General features: G+C 68.2%; 15 protein-coding genes. 9 read left to right on the plus strand and 6 right to left on the minus strand.

Features of this window, described 5'->3' with window-relative positions; genetic code table 11:
* A partial coding sequence (locus MD221_RS13050) for a hypothetical protein (protein ID WP_242112252.1) occupies positions 1 to 201 on the plus strand: 201 nt, incomplete at its 5' end.
* Between the two features lie 233 nt (positions 202 to 434).
* Here MD221_RS13050 and pgeF read toward each other — a convergent pair.
* Together pgeF and rluD are read right to left on the minus strand one after the other, a co-directional pair.
* A complete protein-coding gene (pgeF, locus tag MD221_RS13055) occupies positions 435 to 1,190 on the minus strand; it encodes a peptidoglycan editing factor PgeF (protein ID WP_242112254.1) in 756 nt (251 codons plus the stop codon).
* Positions 1,187 to 2,182, minus strand: a complete 996-nt coding sequence (gene rluD / locus MD221_RS13060; protein ID WP_242112255.1) for a 23S rRNA pseudouridine(1911/1915/1917) synthase RluD — start codon at positions 2,180 to 2,182, stop codon at positions 1,187 to 1,189. Before rluD ends, pgeF begins: the two co-directional genes overlap by 4 nt.
* A gap of 110 nt (positions 2,183 to 2,292) precedes the next feature.
* On the opposite strand from rluD, the gene MD221_RS13065 reads away from it, so the two are divergent.
* Complete coding sequence (locus MD221_RS13065) at positions 2,293 to 3,171, plus strand: outer membrane protein assembly factor BamD (protein ID WP_242112256.1); 879 nt, start codon at positions 2,293 to 2,295, stop codon at positions 3,169 to 3,171.
* A 70-nt stretch (positions 3,172 to 3,241) separates the two neighbouring features.
* On the opposite strand, the gene MD221_RS13070 is transcribed toward MD221_RS13065, so the two are convergent.
* The 4 genes from MD221_RS13070 to sucC form a co-directional block, all read right to left on the minus strand.
* On the minus strand, positions 3,242 to 4,909 hold the full coding sequence (locus tag MD221_RS13070; protein ID WP_242112258.1) for an NAD+ synthase: 1,668 nt from the start codon (positions 4,907 to 4,909) through the stop codon (positions 3,242 to 3,244).
* An 18-nt stretch (positions 4,910 to 4,927) separates the two neighbouring features.
* Positions 4,928 to 5,314 (minus strand): endonuclease domain-containing protein, encoded by a 387-nt coding sequence (locus MD221_RS13075; protein ID WP_242112260.1) that lies wholly within the window; start codon positions 5,312 to 5,314, stop codon positions 4,928 to 4,930.
* A gap of 416 nt (positions 5,315 to 5,730) precedes the next feature.
* Positions 5,731 to 6,606, minus strand: a complete 876-nt coding sequence (gene sucD / locus MD221_RS13080; RefSeq protein WP_242112261.1) for a succinate--CoA ligase subunit alpha — start codon at positions 6,604 to 6,606, stop codon at positions 5,731 to 5,733.
* Positions 6,607 to 6,760: 154 nt separating this feature from the next.
* Positions 6,761 to 7,930, minus strand: coding sequence for an ADP-forming succinate--CoA ligase subunit beta (gene sucC, locus MD221_RS13085; protein ID WP_242112262.1), 1,170 nt, complete (start codon positions 7,928 to 7,930; stop codon positions 6,761 to 6,763).
* Positions 7,931 to 8,194: 264 nt separating this feature from the next.
* Here sucC and MD221_RS13090 point away from each other — a divergent pair, with 264 nt between their 5' ends.
* From MD221_RS13090 to coaE, 7 genes are all read left to right on the plus strand, one after another.
* On the plus strand, positions 8,195 to 9,808 hold the full coding sequence (locus MD221_RS13090; protein ID WP_242112263.1) for a sensor histidine kinase: 1,614 nt from the start codon (positions 8,195 to 8,197) through the stop codon (positions 9,806 to 9,808).
* A 119-nt stretch (positions 9,809 to 9,927) separates the two neighbouring features.
* Positions 9,928 to 11,325: a sigma-54-dependent transcriptional regulator gene (locus MD221_RS13095; protein WP_242112265.1), complete on the plus strand. Its 1,398-nt coding sequence runs from the start codon at positions 9,928 to 9,930 to the stop codon at positions 11,323 to 11,325.
* Positions 11,326 to 11,669: 344 nt separating this feature from the next.
* Complete coding sequence (locus MD221_RS13100; protein ID WP_242112266.1) at positions 11,670 to 12,158, plus strand: pilin; 489 nt, start codon at positions 11,670 to 11,672, stop codon at positions 12,156 to 12,158.
* A 128-nt stretch (positions 12,159 to 12,286) separates the two neighbouring features.
* Positions 12,287 to 14,011, plus strand: a complete 1,725-nt coding sequence (pilB, locus tag MD221_RS13105; protein ID WP_242112267.1) for a type IV-A pilus assembly ATPase PilB — start codon at positions 12,287 to 12,289, stop codon at positions 14,009 to 14,011.
* A 153-nt stretch (positions 14,012 to 14,164) separates the two neighbouring features.
* The gene (locus MD221_RS13110; RefSeq protein ID WP_242112268.1) at positions 14,165 to 15,424 is read left to right on the plus strand and encodes a type II secretion system F family protein; all 1,260 of its coding nucleotides are present in this window, start codon (positions 14,165 to 14,167) and stop codon (positions 15,422 to 15,424) included.
* A gap of 255 nt (positions 15,425 to 15,679) precedes the next feature.
* On the plus strand, positions 15,680 to 16,540 hold the full coding sequence (locus MD221_RS13115) for a prepilin peptidase (protein WP_242112269.1): 861 nt from the start codon (positions 15,680 to 15,682) through the stop codon (positions 16,538 to 16,540).
* 88 nt (positions 16,541 to 16,628) lie between these two features.
* Complete coding sequence (gene coaE, locus MD221_RS13120; protein WP_242112270.1) at positions 16,629 to 17,240, plus strand: dephospho-CoA kinase; 612 nt, start codon at positions 16,629 to 16,631, stop codon at positions 17,238 to 17,240.
* Positions 17,241 to 17,283 lie beyond the last annotated feature (43 nt).

The following is a 17,283-nucleotide window of genomic DNA, read 5'->3' on the forward strand; positions in this document are numbered from 1 at the left end:
CGACCGAGCCAGGAGGGCGAGTCGAAAAATCCCGATAGCAACGAAGCAATGGGAGTGCTTCGTCGGGGAAGGCCGTTTTCTTTGGTTCGTTTCTTTTGGGCCAGCAAAAGAAATGAACTCGGCCGCGCCAGCGGACGAAACGCTCTGCTCTTAAAGAACAACAGCGAAGATCAAAATGGGTCCCAGCTTGCGCCGGGATGACGAAACTTTGTGCAGTCGCGCGCATCCCGAGCCGCCCAGGCATCATTCGTTCGGCACGCGACGATTCTTCACCAAGGCATCCACCACCGCCGGGTCGGCCAGCGTCGTGGTATCGCCCAGCTGGTCCGGCGCGTTCNACCAACCCCAAGATCAAAAATCAACCGCGCATGACAGCTTCACCAGGATGCGAAGGACTCCAAGCATCTTCGGAAATGGCGGGGGCCACCCCCGAATCAATCCATCCACACCAGCGTCGCCATCCGCCCAGTCCGCCGATCCCGCCGATGCGAATAAAAGCGCGCCGCATCGGAGATCGTGCACAACCCGCCGCCATGGACCCGCTCCACCCCGACCGCCCGCAGCCGCTGCCGCGCCAGCGCGTACAGGTCCACGCGCCAATGCCCGGGCCGGGTCGACGCGAACGCCGCCTCGGCGCGCGCGTCCTGCGAGACGAAGGCCTCGAAGACCTCCTCGCCGATCTCGTAGGCCTGCGGACCGGCCGCGGGCCCGAGCCAGGCGATCACGTCCTGCGCGCGCGCGTCCATCGCCGCCACCGTGTTCTCCAGCACCCCGCCCGCCAGGCCGCGCCAGCCGGCATGCGCCGCGCCGACCGCCACCGCCTCATTCCCGGAGACGGCGGCGAACGCCACCGGCAGGCAATCGGCGGTCAGGATGGCGAGCACGTTGCCGGGGACGGCGGTCACCGCCGCGTCGGCCTCGGGCTCGTCGGCGCCGGGCTCGGCGGCCACGCGCGTGCCGTGCACCTGGCGCAGCCAGCGCGGCGCGGACGGCAGCGCGCCGGCCTCCGCCAGCGCCCGCCGGTTGCGCTCCACCGCGCCCGGATCGTCGCCGTCGGCGGCCGTGCGGTTGCCGAGATTGAAGCGGTCGAACGGCGCCAGCGAGACGCCCGGGCCGTCGCGCAGCGTGGTGAAGGCGCGCACGTTCGCCGGCACCCGCCAATCCGCCGCGAGCAGGCCGCCTGCGCTCATCGCCGCGCGGCCTGCGCGTGCGCGGCGGCGTCCTCGCGCAGCAGGTGCATCAGCGTGCGCATGTCCTCGGGCACCGGCGCGACGCAGCGCACCGGCTCGCCGCTGCGCGGATGGCGGAATTCGAGGGTCTGCGCATGCAGCGCCTGGCGCTTGAAGCCCCGCAGCGCCGCCGCGAGCGCGTCGGAGGCGCCCTTGGGCAGGCGCAGCGGTCCGCCGTAGAGCGGATCGCCGACGATCGGGTGCTTCAGGTGCGCCATGTGCACGCGGATCTGGTGCGTGCGCCCGGTCTCCAGCCGGCATTCGAGCGCGGTATGCATGCGATAGCGCTCGTGCAGCCGGTAATGGGTGATCGCCTCGCGGCCGTCCTCGCGCACCGCCATGCGCAGGCGGTCGCGCGGGTGGCGGTCGATCGCCGCGTTGGCGGTGCCGCCGCTGACCAGGGCACCGACCACGATGGCCAGGTACTGGCGATGTACTTCGCGCGCGGACAGCTGCGCGACCAGCGCGGTATGCGCCGGCAGCGTGCGCGCCACCACCATCACCCCCGAGGTGTCCTTGTCGAGCCGGTGCACGATGCCCGCGCGCGGCAGCGCCGCCAGCCCGGGATCGCGGTGCAGCAGCGCGTTGACCAGGGTCCCCGCCGGCTGGCCGGCGCCGGGATGCACCACCAGCCCGGCCGGCTTGTCCAGCACGAACACCTCGGCATCCTCGTACAGCACCTGCAGCGGGATGTCCTCGGGCGCATCCCCGGTGCGGGTATCGAGCACCGCCGAGAGCGTCACCGTCTCGCCGCCGCGCACCGGATCGCGCGGGCGCGCCGCCTCGCCGTCCAGGCGGGCGTCGCCCGTCTTGATCCAGGCGGCCAGCCGCGAACGCGAGAATTCCGGGAACAGCTCGGCCAGCACCGCGTCGAAGCGGCGTCCGGCCGCCGTATCGGGGACCTGCGCGGAACGGAGGGCGGGGGCGTCAGGGGCGTCGAGCTGGGGAGGCATGAGATGGACGGGTCCGGTTCAGGCGCCGGCGGCGGCCGGCGAGCACGGGCTGTTATTATCCGACCTTCGTGCCTGTGCTGCCCAATCCCGTTCTCACATAGCAATCCGCCATGACCCAACGCCTGCCCGCCCCGCGCCACATCCTGGTCCTGCTGATGCTGGCCGTTTTCGCCGTCTCCGGCTGCTCGCGGGTCAAGGGCATGTTCAAGAAGGACAAGGACGCGCTGGAAGGCCAGCCCGTCGAGCAGATCTTCGAGAAGGGCCACGCCTCCATGGAGCGCGGCAACTGGGACGGCGCGGCCAACACCTACCGCCGCCTGATCGCCCAGTACCCGTACGGTCCCTACACCGAGCAGGCGCTGATGGAGACCGCCTACGCGCAGTTCAAGCAGGGCAACAACGAGGAGGCCATCTCCTCGATCGACCGCTTCCTGCGCACCTACCCGACCCATCGCAACGCGGCCTACCTGTACTACCTGCGCGGCCTGGTGAACTCCAACCGCGACACCGTCTTCCTGCAGCGGGTCTGGTCGCTGGACGCCAGCCGCCGCGACCTGGCCACGCCGTTCCAGGCCTACAACGACTTCACCATCGTCACCGACCGCTATCCCAACAGCCGCTACGCCGCCGACGCGCGCCAGCGCATGGTGGCGCTGCGCAACCTGTTCGCCCGCCATGACATGGACGTGGCGCTGTACTACCTGCGCCGCGGCGCGTATGTGGGCGCGGCCAACCGCGCCAAGTTCCTGCTGGAAACCTATCCGCAGAGCGAGTACCAGAACGACGCGGTGGCCCTGCTCGCCGAGGCCTACACCCGCCTGGGCAACAAGCAGCTGGCCGACGACGCCCGCCGCGTGCTGGAGATGAACGATCCGCAGCACGCCTACCTCAAGGGCGACTGGCCGAACTATCCCTGGACCATCCGCAAGCTCAATCCCTTCGCCGGCGAGAAGTCGGCGCTGGACAACGAGAAGAAGGACAAGCACTGATCCCGGCCAGGATCGACGCGCAGAACGCCGCCGCAAGGCGGCGTTTTCGCATGCGGCCCGCGCAGCCGCCTCAGGCCGGGTAGCGGTTGCTGATCGGATAGCGCCGCTCGCGCCCGAAGGCGCGGCGCGAGACCTTCGGCCCGGGCGCGGCCTGGTGCCGCTTCCACTCGCTGGTGCGCACCAGGCGCAGCACGCGGTCGACGGTGGCGGCGTCGAACCCGGCGGCGACGATCTCGTCGCGCGACTGCTCCTGGTCGACGTAGCGCAGCAGGATCGCGTCGAGCACGTCGTAGGGCGGCAGCGAATCCTGGTCCTTCTGGTTCTCGCGCAGTTCCGCCGAGGGCGGGCGCGCGATCACCTCCGGCGGGATCACCGGCGCCCCGGCCACCGCGTTGCGCCATTTCGCCAGCGCGAACACCTCGGTCTTGTACAGGTCCTTGATCGGCGCGTAGCCGCCGCACATGTCGCCGTAGATCGTGGCGTAGCCGACCGCGTACTCGCTCTTGTTGCCGGTGGTCAGCAGCAGCCCGCCGAACTTGTTGGACATGGCCATCAGCAGCGCGCCGCGCGTGCGCGACTGCAGGTTTTCCTCGGTGGTGTCGACCGCGCGCCCCTGGAAGGCCTCCGACAGCGTGTCGAGAAAGCCCTGAAACGGCTTCTCGATGGGCAGCGCCAGCAGGCGCACGCCCAGCGTGCGGCATTGCTCGACCGCGAGATCGTTGGACAGCCCGGCCGTGTAGCGCGAGGGCATGCGCACCGCGGTGACGTTGTCCGCGCCCAGGGCGTCGACGGCGATCGCCAGCACCAGCGACGAGTCGATGCCGCCGGAAAGCCCCAGCCAGGCCTTGTCGAACCCATTCTTGCGGCAGTAGTCGCGGGTACCGCGCACGATGGCGCGCCAGGCCAGCGCGTCGCGCCCCTCGTCGCTTTCCGCCGGCCACGACACCGGCGTGAACTTGCGCGTATCCGGGGCGTAGTCGGCCACCAGCCAGTGGTCCTCGAAGGCGCGCGCGGCCGGATGGATGAAGCCGTCGCCGTCGGCCAGCACCGAGGCGCCGTCGAAGACCAGCGCGTCCTGGCCGCCGACCACGTTGAGATAGGCCACCGCCACGCCCAGGCCGTCGGCCGCGCGCGTCTCGGCCACGCGCGTCTCCAGCAGCGCGTCGCGCTGCGCGTGCTTGTCGCGCTCGAACGGCGAGGCGTTGGGCACCAGCACCAGCTGCGCGCCGGCGCGCACGGTGTCGGCCAGGGGCTCGGCGAACCACATGTCCTCGCAGATCACCAGGCCGACGCTGACGCGCTCGCCGGAGGCGCGGCCCTCGACCTCGAACACGCAGGCGCCGCCGTCGGGATCGACGCTGAAGTAGCGGCGTTCGTCGAAGACGTTGTAGTTGGGCAGCTCGCGCTTGCGGTAGGTGGCCTCCACCCGCCCCTCGCGCAGCACGCTGGCGGCGTTGTAGACCACGCTGCCGGCCGACTCCGGCCAGCCGACCACCGCGACGATGCCGTGCGTGGCCGCCGCCACGCGCCGCAGGGCCGCCTCGCAGTCGGCCAGGAACGAGGGCCGCAGCAGCAGGTCCTCGGGCGGATAGCCGCTGATGGCGATCTCCGGGAACAGCACCAGGTCGGCGCCGTGCGCATCGCGCGCCTCGGCGATCATCGCCGCGATGCGCTCGGCGTTGCCGGCGACGTCGCCGACGGGGAAGTCGAACTGGGCCAATGCGATACGCAGGGTCATGACGAACCGGAACTCCGTCTAGAGCGCCTCTCCCGCCTGCGGGAGAGGGGTTGGGGTGAGGGCACCCTGCGCGTGCAGGGCATCCAGGATCGCCGCAAGCACATCGTCGCGATGCAGGAAGACGTCATTGTTCCAGAAACGGAGCACGCGGTAGCCCATTCCCTGCAGAACCTGGGTACGGTGGTTGTCATCCAGCAAGCTTGCGTGCTGGCCGCCGTCCAGTTCCACGATCAGGCGCGCTTCCACGCAGGCGAAATCGACGATGTAACGGTCGAGCGGATGCTGGCGGCGGAACTTGTGGCCCATGAAGCTGCGATTGCGCAGATGGAACCAGAGGTGGGTCTCGGCCTCGGTCATGGACCGGCGCAGATGGCGCGCAAATCGTATTTTCTGGCCGTCGCGCATCCTTGCGCCTCTGAAGTACGCGAGAGGCAGGATGCAAGATGGAAGCTGGCATGTCTGTAGGGGAAAGCCGTGCCCTCACCCCCAACCCCTCTCCCGCAAGCGGGAGAGGGGCCAAGAACGGGACGCCGTCTCAACCCCATGCCGTCAGAATCTAGAGCCCCTCTCCCGCTTGCGGGAGAGGGGTTGGGGCGAGGGCCGCTCTCAGCCCCATGCCGTCAGGATCTAGAGCCCCTCTCCCGCCTGCGGGAGAGGGGTTGGGGTGAGGGCCGCGCTCTCAGCCCCATGCCGTCAGGATCTAGAGCCCCTCTCCCGCTCGCGGGAGAGGGGTTGGGGTGAGGGCCGCTCTCAGCCCCATGCTGTCAGGATCTAGAGCCCCTCTCCCGCAAGCGGGAGAGGGGTTGGGGTGAGGGCCGCTCTCAGCCCGCCAGGCGCTTGGCGATCGCCGCGCCCAGGTCGCCCGGCGACTTCACCGTGGTCACGCCCGCCTTCTCCAGCGCGGCGAACTTGCCCTCGGCGGTGCCGGCGCCGCCGGAGGCGATGGCGCCGGCATGGCCCATGCGCTTGCCCTTCGGCGCCGAGGCGCCGGCGATGAAGCCCACCACCGGCTTGGTGACGTACTCGCTGATGAACTCGGCCGCGTCTTCCTCGGCCGAGCCGCCGATCTCGCCGACCAGGATGATGCCCTCGGTCTGCGGATCGTCCTGGAACAGCTTGAGCGCCTGGATGAAGTTGGTGCCGTTGATCGGGTCGCCGCCGATGCCGATGCAGGTGCTCTGGCCGAGGCCGGCGTCGGTGGTCTGCTTGACCGCTTCATAGGTCAGCGTACCCGAGCGCGAGACGATGCCCACCTTGCCCGGCTTGTGGATGTGGCCCGGCATGATGCCGATCTTGCATTCGCCCGGGGTGATCACGCCGGGGCAGTTGGGGCCGACCAGGACCACGTCCTCGTAGCCCTTCAGCGTGTTCTTCACGCGCAGCATGTCCAGCACCGGAATGCCTTCGGTGATGCAGACGATGACCTTGATGCCGGCGTCGGCCGCTTCCAGGATCGCGTCGGCCGCGAACGGCGGCGGCACGTAGATGACCGAGGCGTCGGCGCCGGTCTCGGACACGGCTTCGGCGACGGTGTTGAACACCGGCAGGCCGAGGTGCTCGGTGCCGCCCTTGCCGGGGGTCACGCCGCCGACGACCTTGGTGCCGTACTCGAGCATCTGCTCGGCGTGGAAGGTGCCCTGCTGGCCGGTAAAGCCCTGCACGATGACCTTGGTGTTTTTGTTGATCAGAACGCTCATGGAATTCGGATTCCTTAGTGTTTAGCCCCTCTCCCGCTGGCGGGAGAGGGGTTGGGGCGAGGGTGGCTTTTCGCTTGTCGCCGAAAGCACCCTCATCCGCCCCGCGGGCACCTTCTCCCGCAAGCGGGAGAAGGGCTTTCAGTGGTGTGTGGGGTCAGGCGGCCTTCTTGGCGGCCTCGACCGCTTTCTTGGCGCCGTCGTTGATGTCGTCGGCCGGCGTGATCGCCAGGCCGCTGCCGGCGAGCAGGGCCTTGCCCTCCTCCACGTTGGTGCCTTCCAGGCGCACCACCACCGGCACCTTGACGTCGACTTCCTTCACCGCGGCGATGATGCCCTCGGCGATCATGTCGCAGCGGACGATGCCGCCGAAGATGTTGACGAAGATCGCCTTCACGTCGTCGGAGGACAGGATCAGCTTGAACGCCTCGGTCACGCGCTCCTTGGTGGCGCCGCCGCCGACGTCGAGGAAGTTGGCCGGCTCGCCGCCGTTCAACTTGATCACGTCCATGGTCGCCATCGCCAGGCCGGCGCCGTTGACCATGCAGCCGATGTTGCCGTCCATGGTGACGTAGTTGAGGTCGTACTGGCTGGCGCGCACCTCGGTCTCGTCCTCCTGGCGGATGTCGCGCATCGCCACCAGCTCGGGATGGCGGAAGGCCGCGTTGTCGTCGGAGTTGATCTTGCCGTCGAGCACGGCGAGGTCGCCGTTGGTGAGGATCGCCAGCGGGTTGAGCTCGACCAGCGCCAGGTCCTTCTCGTTGAACAGCTTGTACAGGCCGAGCATGATCTTGGTCAGCTGGTTGACCTGCTTGGCGTTGAGGCCGAGCGCGAAGCCGAGGTCGCGGCACTGGTAGGGCTGCAGGCCCTGGACGAAGTTCACGTGCAGGGTCTGGATCGCGTCGGGATTCTCCTCGGCGGTCTTCTCGATCTCCACGCCGCCGTCGGCCGAGGCGATGAAGGTCACCGACTGCGTGCCGCGGTCCACCAGCACGGAGAGGTAGAGCTCCTTGGCGATGTCGGTGGCCTGGGTGACCAGCACCGTGTCCACCGGCAGCGCGACGCCGGCCGACTGGTAGGTCGCCATCTTCGTGCCGAGCATGCCCTTGGCGTACTCGCGCACCTCGTCGAGGGTCTTGGCGAGCTTGACGCCGCCGGCCTTGCCGCGGCCGCCGGCGTGGATCTGCGCCTTCACCACCCAGAAATCGCCGCCGATGGCCTTGGCGGCGTCCACCGCCTCTTCCGGCGTGCGCGCGACGCGCCCGGCCGGGACTGCAATGCCGTAATCGGCAAACAACTGCTTCGCCTGGTATTCGTGGAAATTCATGTGGGGTCCGGTCGTGGGGAACGATCCGCCCGCAGCGCGGCGCTGCCGGAGCAGCCATGGGATGCGGACGGGGCCGGCTATTCTCGCCGATGGGGGGGCCGCGGGCAAAATTGCATGCTCGCGAAAAAGGGCGTACAGGCGCCCCCGAGGGGGTGGCGGGCCGGGGAATTTGTATGATGCCGTCCATGGCGCAACCACACCCGCTCCGGAACCCCCGGCCCGGCCTTCCCTGGCCAGGCGCTCGAGGCGGCAGGCAATGCCGAGATGGCATTGCCTAAGCGCCGCCCCTCACCCAGTGCGCTCGGCCGCGAACTGTACCTGTTCGCGCTGTACCGCCTGCTCGAGGCCTCGCTGCTGGCGCTGATGGTCTTCAGCCCGGCCGGGGCCTTCATCGGCGCGCCGCGCGATGCCCTGCTCGCCGAGTCGGTGGCCTTCGCCTACGCCCCGATGGCCCTGGTGCTGGTGCTCTATGCCCGCTACTCGGCGGCCTCGCCGCGCGGCCAGGCGCTGGTCGGGGCGGTGATCGACATCGCGGTGGCCGCGCTGATCACCCATGCCCTGCCCGGCGCCGGCTCCGGGGTGGCGATGATGCTGATGTTCAACGTCGGTGCCGCCGCGCTGCTGGTGCGCATCGAGCTGGGCCTGGCGGTGGCCGCCGTCGCGGTGCTGGCGCTGATCGGCGAATACCTGTGGAACAGCCTCAGCCCGGACGCCTACGACCGCCCGCTGGCGGAAGTGCTGATGTTCTCGGTGAGCTTCTTCGCCATTGCCACCATCAGCAACCTGCTCGGCCGCCAGCTGCGCGAAAGCCAGGAGCTGGCCGAGCAGCGCGGCGCCGAGGCCGCCAACCTGTCCGAGGTCAACGGCCTGATCATCCGCCGCATGCGCATCGGCGTGCTGTTGGTGGACGGCGGCGGCTACATCCGCCTGGCCAACGAGGCGGCCCTGCTGCTGCTCGGCGAGACCCGCGAGGAGCAGACCGCGCAGAAGCCGCGCAACCTGCGCGCGATGGCGCCGGAACTGGCCGCGCGCGTGCAGGCCTGGCAGCGCAGCGGCGAAACCGACGACACGCCGCTGCAGATCGGCGAGGAGCGCATCGAGGTGCTGCCGCGGTTCGCGCGGCTGCTGGCCAAGGGCGAGACCACGCTGGTCTTCCTGGACGACGCCTCGATGGTCTCGCGCCGCGCCGAGTCGCTGACCCTCGCCGCCATGGGCCGCTTCTCCGCCAGCCTCGCCCACGAGATCCGCAACCCGCTCGCGGCCATCAGCTACGCCACCCAGCTGCTGCAGGAATCGCAGGACATCAGCGCCGCCGACCGCCGCCTGCTCGACATCGTCCACCAGCAGTGCCTGCGCACCAACGGCATCGTCGAGAGCGTGCTCGGCCTCGCGCGCCGCGAGCGCGCCCATCCCGAGCACCTGGACCTGGTCCAGTTCGTGCGCCGGTTCCTGGAGGAGTTCCGCCTCGGCTCGCCTCCGGACGCCGACGGCCTGTCGATGAGCAGCGCGTCCGGCCGGCAGCCGGCCCTGGTCGACCCGCGCCACCTGCAGCAGGTGCTCACCATCCTGGTCCAGAACGCCTTGCGCTACGGCCGCACCCCGGACGCGCCGGCGCGCGTGATCGTGCGCGTGGAGGCGCGCGGCAACATGCCCGTGCTCGAAGTGCTCGACCGCGGCCCGGGCATTCCCGAGACCGTGGTCGCACAATTGTTCCGCCCCTTCTTCACCACCTCCGAGCACGGCACCGGCCTGGGCCTGTACATCGCCCGCGAGCTCTGCCACGCCAACGGGGCCAGCCTGGATTACGTCGCGGTGCCGGCCGGCGGCGCCTGCTTCCGCATCACCCTGCCCGGTCCGGACGCGGTGCTGCCGCTTTAGTCCCGTCGTTCGGCCCCGCCGGATCACGCGCCCGACTCGCGCACCCTGCACGGGCCGGCGCACAAAAGCATAAAATCGCCGCAATTGGTCACCTGGCCTTGCATATATAAGGTGTGCGCATGAGTGAGACCCGCAGCGTCCTGATCGTCGACGACGAGCACGATATCCGCGAGCTGCTCGTACTGACCCTCGGGCGCATGGGGCTGCGCACCGACACCGCGCCCACGCTCGGCGTCGCCCGCGAGATGCTGTCCACCGTCAGCTACGACCTGTGCCTGACCGACATGCGCCTGCCCGACGGCTCCGGACTGGAGCTGGTCGGGGAGATCAGCACCCGCTTCCCCAACACCCCGGTGGCGATGATCACCGCCTACGGCAACGTCGAGGCCGCCGTCGAGGCGCTCAAGGCCGGGGCCTTCGACTTCGTCAGCAAGCCGGTGGACATCAACGTCCTGCGCGGGCTGGTGCGCCAGGCGCTCGACCTCAACCGGCAGCGCCGCGCGCAGCCGGAGGACAGCAGCCGCCTGCTCGGCAACTCCGACGCCATGGTCGGCCTGCGCCAGACCATCGCCAAGGTCGCCCGCAGCCAGGCGCCGGTGCACATCACCGGCGAATCGGGCACCGGCAAGGAACTGGTCGCCCGCACCATCCACGCCCAGGGCGCGCGCGCCGGCGGGCCGTTCGTGCCGGTCAACTGCGGCGCGATCCCGGCCGAGCTGATGGAGAGCGAGTTCTTCGGCCACAAGAAGGGCAGCTTCACCGGCGCCTACGCCGACAAGCCGGGCCTGTTCCAGGCCGCCGACGGCGGCACCCTGTTCCTGGACGAGGTCGCCGAGCTGCCGCTGTCGATGCAGGTCAAGCTGCTGCGCGCGATCCAGGAAAAGACCGTGCGCCCGGTCGGCGCCTCCGCCGAGGTGCAGGTGGATGTGCGCCTGCTCTCGGCCACCCACAAGGACCTCGCCACTTTGGTCTCCGAGGGCCGCTTCCGCCACGACCTCTACTACCGCATCAACGTCATCGAGCTGCACGTGCCGCCGCTGCGCGAGCGCGGCGGCGACCTGTCGCTGCTCTCGCAGGCCATCCTGCAGCGCCTGGCCCAGGCCATGCAGCGGCCGGCGCCCAAGCTCTCCGACAGCGCGCTGTCGGCGCTGGAGGAGTACGCCTTCCCCGGCAACGTGCGCGAGCTGGAGAACATCCTCGAACGCGCCCTCGCCCTGGCCGACGACGACGTCATCCACGCCGCCGACCTGCGGCTGCCCGTCGCGCCGTCGCCTTCGCCCGCAGTGCCGGCCACCGGCCCCGCGGGCGGCGGCGCGGCGACGGCGCCCGATCCCCGCACGCTCAGTCCGCGCGATACCGCCAGCAGCGCCCTGCCCTCCTACATCGAGGAGATCGAGCGCGCCGCCATCCAGCAGGCACTGCAGGAAAACCGCTACAACAAGACCAAGGCCGCGGCCGCGCTCGGCATCAGTTTCCGCGCGCTGCGCTACAAGCTGAAAAAGCTCGGCATCGACTAGCCACGGGACGAGGATCGGGCCGCCGGCGAAGAAACCGGCGATAAATCGCGTGGTCCTTGACGACGATCACAATTGACCCGGATTGCCACGATCCAATTTGGCAAAAAACGTCACTTTCGGTTTTCGCGGATGACGCATCGCGTCATTAGTGACAAAGCCTGTCGGACCGTTTTCCGTGACTGCTCTGACAGATAGCGATTGGGCCACGTCTCGAAACCGAGTTGGCACGCCTCATGCTTACCCTCCATCGCACGTGCCATGTGACCGGCCGACCTAGGGACGGGAACGCAGCGCATGCAGCATGTGAAGCTTCCAAACCACCAATTACTGAGGGGAATACACGCATGAAGAAGCAACAGGGCTTTACCCTGATCGAACTGATGATCGTCGTGGCGATCATCGCCATCCTGGCCGCGATCGCGATTCCGCAGTACCAGAACTACGTCGCGCGTTCGCAGGTCACCCGCGCCATGGGTGAGGCTGGCTCGCTGAAGACTGTCGTCGAAGACTGCATGAACAACGGCAAGACGACTGTGGGTGCCGCCGACGGCAATTGCCAGATCGGTGCCACGGGCTCCAGCATCCTGACGGGCGCCGCCCAGTCGGGTGAAACCATCGACGCCACCGTCCAGGGCGTTCCGCAGGTCGTGATCAATGACGACAACACTGCGACCGTTACCGCCGAGTTCGGCCATAGCGCTTCGACCAAGCTGACCACGGGCGGCGCCAAGCAGGTGCAATGGGCCCGTAACGACGAGGGTTCCTGGGTTTGCGCGACCGACGTGGAAGACAAGTTCGCTCCGTCGGGCTGCCCGGTGGGGACGATCCAGTAACGGCGTAATAAGCCTGATAGTGCAGTCAGAAGAAACCCCGCCGCCTGGCGGGGTTTCTTCGTTACAGCCCCCTCCTCAATGCGTAACTGCGGTAAAGTCCCGATGGGGAGAATGGGAGGATGAGGGGTATGAGCGCAGTTCCTACAGCGAATCTTGTGGGCATCACGGGAATTGCTCGACGGCTTGTGCTGGATGGCGTGTTGGACGAGGCAGTTGCGCGTAACGCGCTAGACACCGCGACGCGCGAGCGCAAGCAAATCGCAACCTATTTGCGGGAAAACAAGCTCGTCTCCACGGCGCAAATGGCGGCGGCGAATTCCATCGAGTTCGGCATGCCGCTCTTCGATCCGTCCACGATGGACGAGAGCCAGCACGCCATCCGCCTGGTCCGGGAGGACCTGCTGCACAAGCACGGCGTGCTGCCGCTGTTCAAGCGCGGCTCCAGGCTCTTCGTCGGCACGGCCGATCCCAGCGACCACCACGCGCTGGACGAGATCAAGTTCCACACCAACCTCACCGTCGAGCCGATCCTGGTCGACGAGGACACGCTGCGGCGGACCATGGAGCGCTGGCTGGAGAGCAGCGACACGCTCGCCGACGCGCTCGGCGACAGCGACAACACCGGGCCACTGGACATCGTCGGCGACGACGACCTCAATGCCGACGCCAGCGTCGACGCCAAGGGCGACGACGCCCCGGTGGTCAAGTTCGTCAACAAGGTGCTGATCGACGCGATTCGCCGCGGCGCCTCCGACGTGCACTTCGAGCCCTACGAGACCGACTACCGCGTCCGCCTGCGCATCGACGGCCTGCTCAAGCAGGTCACCAAGATCCCGATCAAGCTCAACCCCCGCATCACCGCGCGCCTGAAGGTGATGGCGCAGCTCGACATCGCCGAGAAGCGCGTGCCGCAGGACGGCCGCATCAAGCTGCGCATCAGCAAGACCCGGCAGATCGACTTCCGCGTCAGCACGCTGCCTACGCTGTTCGGCGAAAAGGTGGTGCTGCGCATCCTCGACGGCGGCGCGGTCAAGCTCGGTATCGACAAGCTCGGCTACGAGCCGGAGCAGAAGCAGCTGTTCGTCGACGCCGTCAGCAAGCCCTACGGCATGGTGCTGGTCACCGGCCCCACCGGCTCGGGCAAAACGGTATCGCTGTACACCGCGCTCAACCTGCTCAACGACGAGCAGCGCAACATCTCCACCGTCGAGGACCCGGTGGAAATCCGCGTGCCCGGCATCAACCAGGTGCAGATGAACATCAAGCGCGGCATGACCTTCGCCGCCGCGCTGCGCAGCTTCCTGCGCCAGGATCCGGACGTGATCATGGTCGGCGAGATCCGCGACCTGGAAACCGCCGAGATCGCCGTCAAGGCGGCGCAGACCGGCCACATGGTGCTGTCCACCCTGCACACCAACGACGCGCCGCAGACCATCGCGCGCCTGATGAACATGGGCGTGGCGCCCTACAACATCACCAGTTCGGTCACGCTGGTCATCGCCCAGCGCCTGGCGCGGCGACTGTGCAACCACTGCAAGCGCCCGATCGAGCTGCCCGGGCACGCCCTGCTCGCCGAGGGCTTCACCGACGCCGAGATCCAGCACGGATTCGAGCTCTACGAAGCCGCCGGCTGCGACGAATGCACCGAAGGCTACAAGGGGCGCGTGGGCATCTACCAGGTGATGCCGATGAGCGAGGAGATCCAGACCATCGTGCTGCAGGGCGGCAGCGCGCTGCAGATCGCCGAGGCGGCAAAGGCCTCCGGCGTGCGCGACCTGCGCCGCTCGGCCCTGGACAAGGTCAAGGCGGGCATGACCAGCCTGTCCGAGATCAACCGGGTCACCAAGGACTGACCGATTGCGTCACACGGGGGCAACGCGTCGCGTCAATGATCGTGCCAATCCATGCCCGCCGTCACATTCGCGTCCGTCAATCGCGGCCGCAACCCGTTACCATGGGCAATATTGAATCCAGCGCACGGACGCCGGACCAGGGGAAAAACAAGCATGGCTGTTACTCGTAGCGTCGCCAAGACCAATGCGCCCGCGCGCCAGGGCGTCAACCTCAACACCTTCGTCTGGCAGGGCACCGACAAGCGCGGCGTCAAGATGAAGGGCGAGCAGGCCTCCAAGAGCGCCAACCTGCTGCGCGCCGAGCTGCGCCGCCAGGGCATCACGCCGACCGTCGTCAAGCCCAAGACCAAGCCGCTGTTCGGCGGCACCGGCAGCAAGATCAAGCCCAAGGACATCGCGATCTTCAGCCGCCAGATCGCCACCATGATGAAATCGGGCGTGCCGATCGTGCAGTCCCTGGAAATCATCGGCAGCGGCAACAAGAACCCGAAAATGCAGGCGATGGTGAACAGCCTTCGTTCGGACATCGAGAACGGCTCCTCGATCCACGAGGCGATGGCCAAGCATCCGGTGCAGTTCGACGAGCTGTACCGCAATCTTGTCCGGGCCGGCGAATCCTCGGGCGTGCTGGAGACGGTGCTCGAGACCATCGCCACCTACAAGGAAAACCTGGAAGCCCTCAAGGGCAAGATCAAGAAGGCGCTGTTCTATCCGGCGATGGTGATCGCGGTGGCGCTGATCGTCAGCGCGATCCTGCTGATCTACGTCGTGCCGACCTTCGAGGAAGTATTCCAGAGCTTCGGCGCGGAACTGCCCGCCTTCACCCAGCTGATCATCGCGATCTCCAATTTCATGGTGAGCTGGTGGTGGCTGATGCTGATCATCGTCGCGGGCGGCATCGGCGCGGCCATCTACGCCTTCAATCGATCTCCCGCCTTCCAGCACGCCGTCGACCGCGCCGTCCTCAAGGTGCCGGTGATCGGGCAGATCATGCACAACAGCGCCATCGCCCGTTTCGCGCGCACCCTGGCGGTGACCTTCAAGGCCGGCGTGCCGCTGGTGGAGGCGCTGGAGTCGGTGGCCGGCGCCACCGGCAACACCGTCTACGAGAAGGCGGTGCTGCGCATGCGCGACGACGTCGCCGTGGGCTACCAGGTCAACATGGCGATGAAGCAGACCAACCTGTTTCCGCACATGGTCACGCAGATGACCGCCATCGGCGAGGAGGCCGGCGCGCTCGACACCATGCTGTTCAAGGTGGCCGAGTTCTTCGAGCAGGAAGTCAACAACGCCGTGGACGCCCTGGCCAGCCTGATCGAGCCGCTGATCATGGTCTTCATCGGCATCGTGGTCGGCGGCCTGGTGATCGGCATGTACCTGCCCATCTTCAAGCTGGCCTCGGTGGTGGGGTGAGGCCAAGGCGCTTGCGCGGCACTGCCGCGCGCCTTGGACGAACGCCCCGCGTGCTTCGCGGGGCCGGGGTGGACGATCCGAAGCTCGAAATGCCGCGCGATCGGCGGCGGCCGCAAACGATCCAGCATCACCTGGACCTTTTCGGCATCCAGCCCGGCACCGCGCCACCTCAGTGACATTTCCCACCCAGCCCCTTAAAGTCCCTGGATTCCCGCCTCGGCGGGCGCCGACCACGGCCTCCTTTCGAACCCTCTGATGGCATTCCTCGACCAAAACCCCGCACTCGGCTATCCCGCCGCGGCCTGCCTGGGACTGGCGCTGGGCAGCTTCCTCAACGTGGTGATCCTGCGCCTGCCCAGGCGGCTGGAATGGCAGTGGAAGTCCGACAGCCGCGAGATCCTCGGCGAACCGGAGCTCTACGACCCGCCGCCGCCGGGCATCGTGGTGGAACGCTCGCACTGCCCGCATTGCGGACACCAGCTATCCTGGTACGAGAACATCCCGGTTTTCAGCTACCTGTTCCTGCGCGGCCGCTGCCGCAGCTGCAAGACGCCGATCTCGCCGCAGTATCCGCTGGTGGAGCTGCTGACCATGCTGCTGGTGCTGGCCTGCGTCTGGCAGTGGGGCTTCGGCTGGCAGGGCTTCGGCGCGATCCTGCTGACCTGCTTCCTGGTCGCGCTGACCGGCATCGACCTGCGCACGCAGCTCCTGCCCGACCAGCTCACCCTGCCGCTGATGTGGCTGGGCCTGATCGGCAGCATCGACAACCTCTACATCCCCGCCAAACCGGCGCTGGTCGGCGCGATCATCGGCTATCTCAGCCTGTGGACGGTGTGGTGGCTGTTCAAGCAGATCACCGGCAAGGAAGGCATGGGGCACGGCGACTTCAAGCTGCTGGCCGCCATCGGCGCCTGGGTGGGATTGAAGGGCATCCTGCCCACGATCCTGCTCTCCTCCCTGGTCGGCGCCGTGATCGGCTCGATCTGGCTGGCCGCCAAGGGCCGCGATCGCGCCACGCCGATCCCCTTCGGGCCGTACCTGGCCATCGCCGGCTGGATCGTCTTCATGTGGGGCGAGCCCATCATCGACGCCTACATGGGCTACGTGAAGGGCTGACCGCTCGCGTCCGCCGGCGGCCCGCTGCATGGCGCGGGAGACAGCCGGCGCGCTACCCTCCCCGCCCGATTCTGGCGAGAATGCCGCCATGGCCGATTTCGTGGTGGGGCTGACCGGCGGCATCGCCTCCGGCAAGACCGAAGTTTCGCGGCGCTTCGAAGCGCTGGGCATCGTCGTGGCCGACGCCGACGTCGCCGCACGCGAGGCCGTCGCGGCCGGCAGTGCGGGGCTCGCCGAGGTCGTCGCCGCCTTCGGCCGGGACGTGCTCGGCGCCGACGGCGCCCTCGACCGCGCCGCGATGCGCCGCCGCGTCTTCGCCGACGACGCTGCGCGCCGGCGTCTGGAAGCCATCGTCCATCCGCGCGTGCGCGCCGCGCTGCAGGCCGCCTGCGCCGCCGCCGAGGGTCCCTACGCGGTCGCCGCGATCCCCCTGCTCGCCGAAGGCGGCGGGCGGCAGGCCTACCCCTGGCTGCAGCGCATCCTCGTCGTCGACGTGGCGACCGCTGTCCAGCATGCGCGCCTGCTGCAGCGCGACGGGATCGACGACGCCTTAGCCACCAAGATGATTTCGGCACAAGCCACTCGAATGCAGCGCCTGGCCATTGCGGACGACATCGTCGTCAATGACGGCGATTTGATTGCGTTAGCCGCACAAGTTGCCATGTTCCATGCCAATTATCGACGTCTGGCCAGCGCTTGACGTATTCATGATGATGTTGGAAGTGCTTCAGTCATTTCCTATT

This window comes from Luteimonas aquatica, from assembly GCF_022662575.1.
Lineage (GTDB): Bacteria > Pseudomonadota > Gammaproteobacteria > Xanthomonadales > Xanthomonadaceae > Luteimonas > Luteimonas aquatica.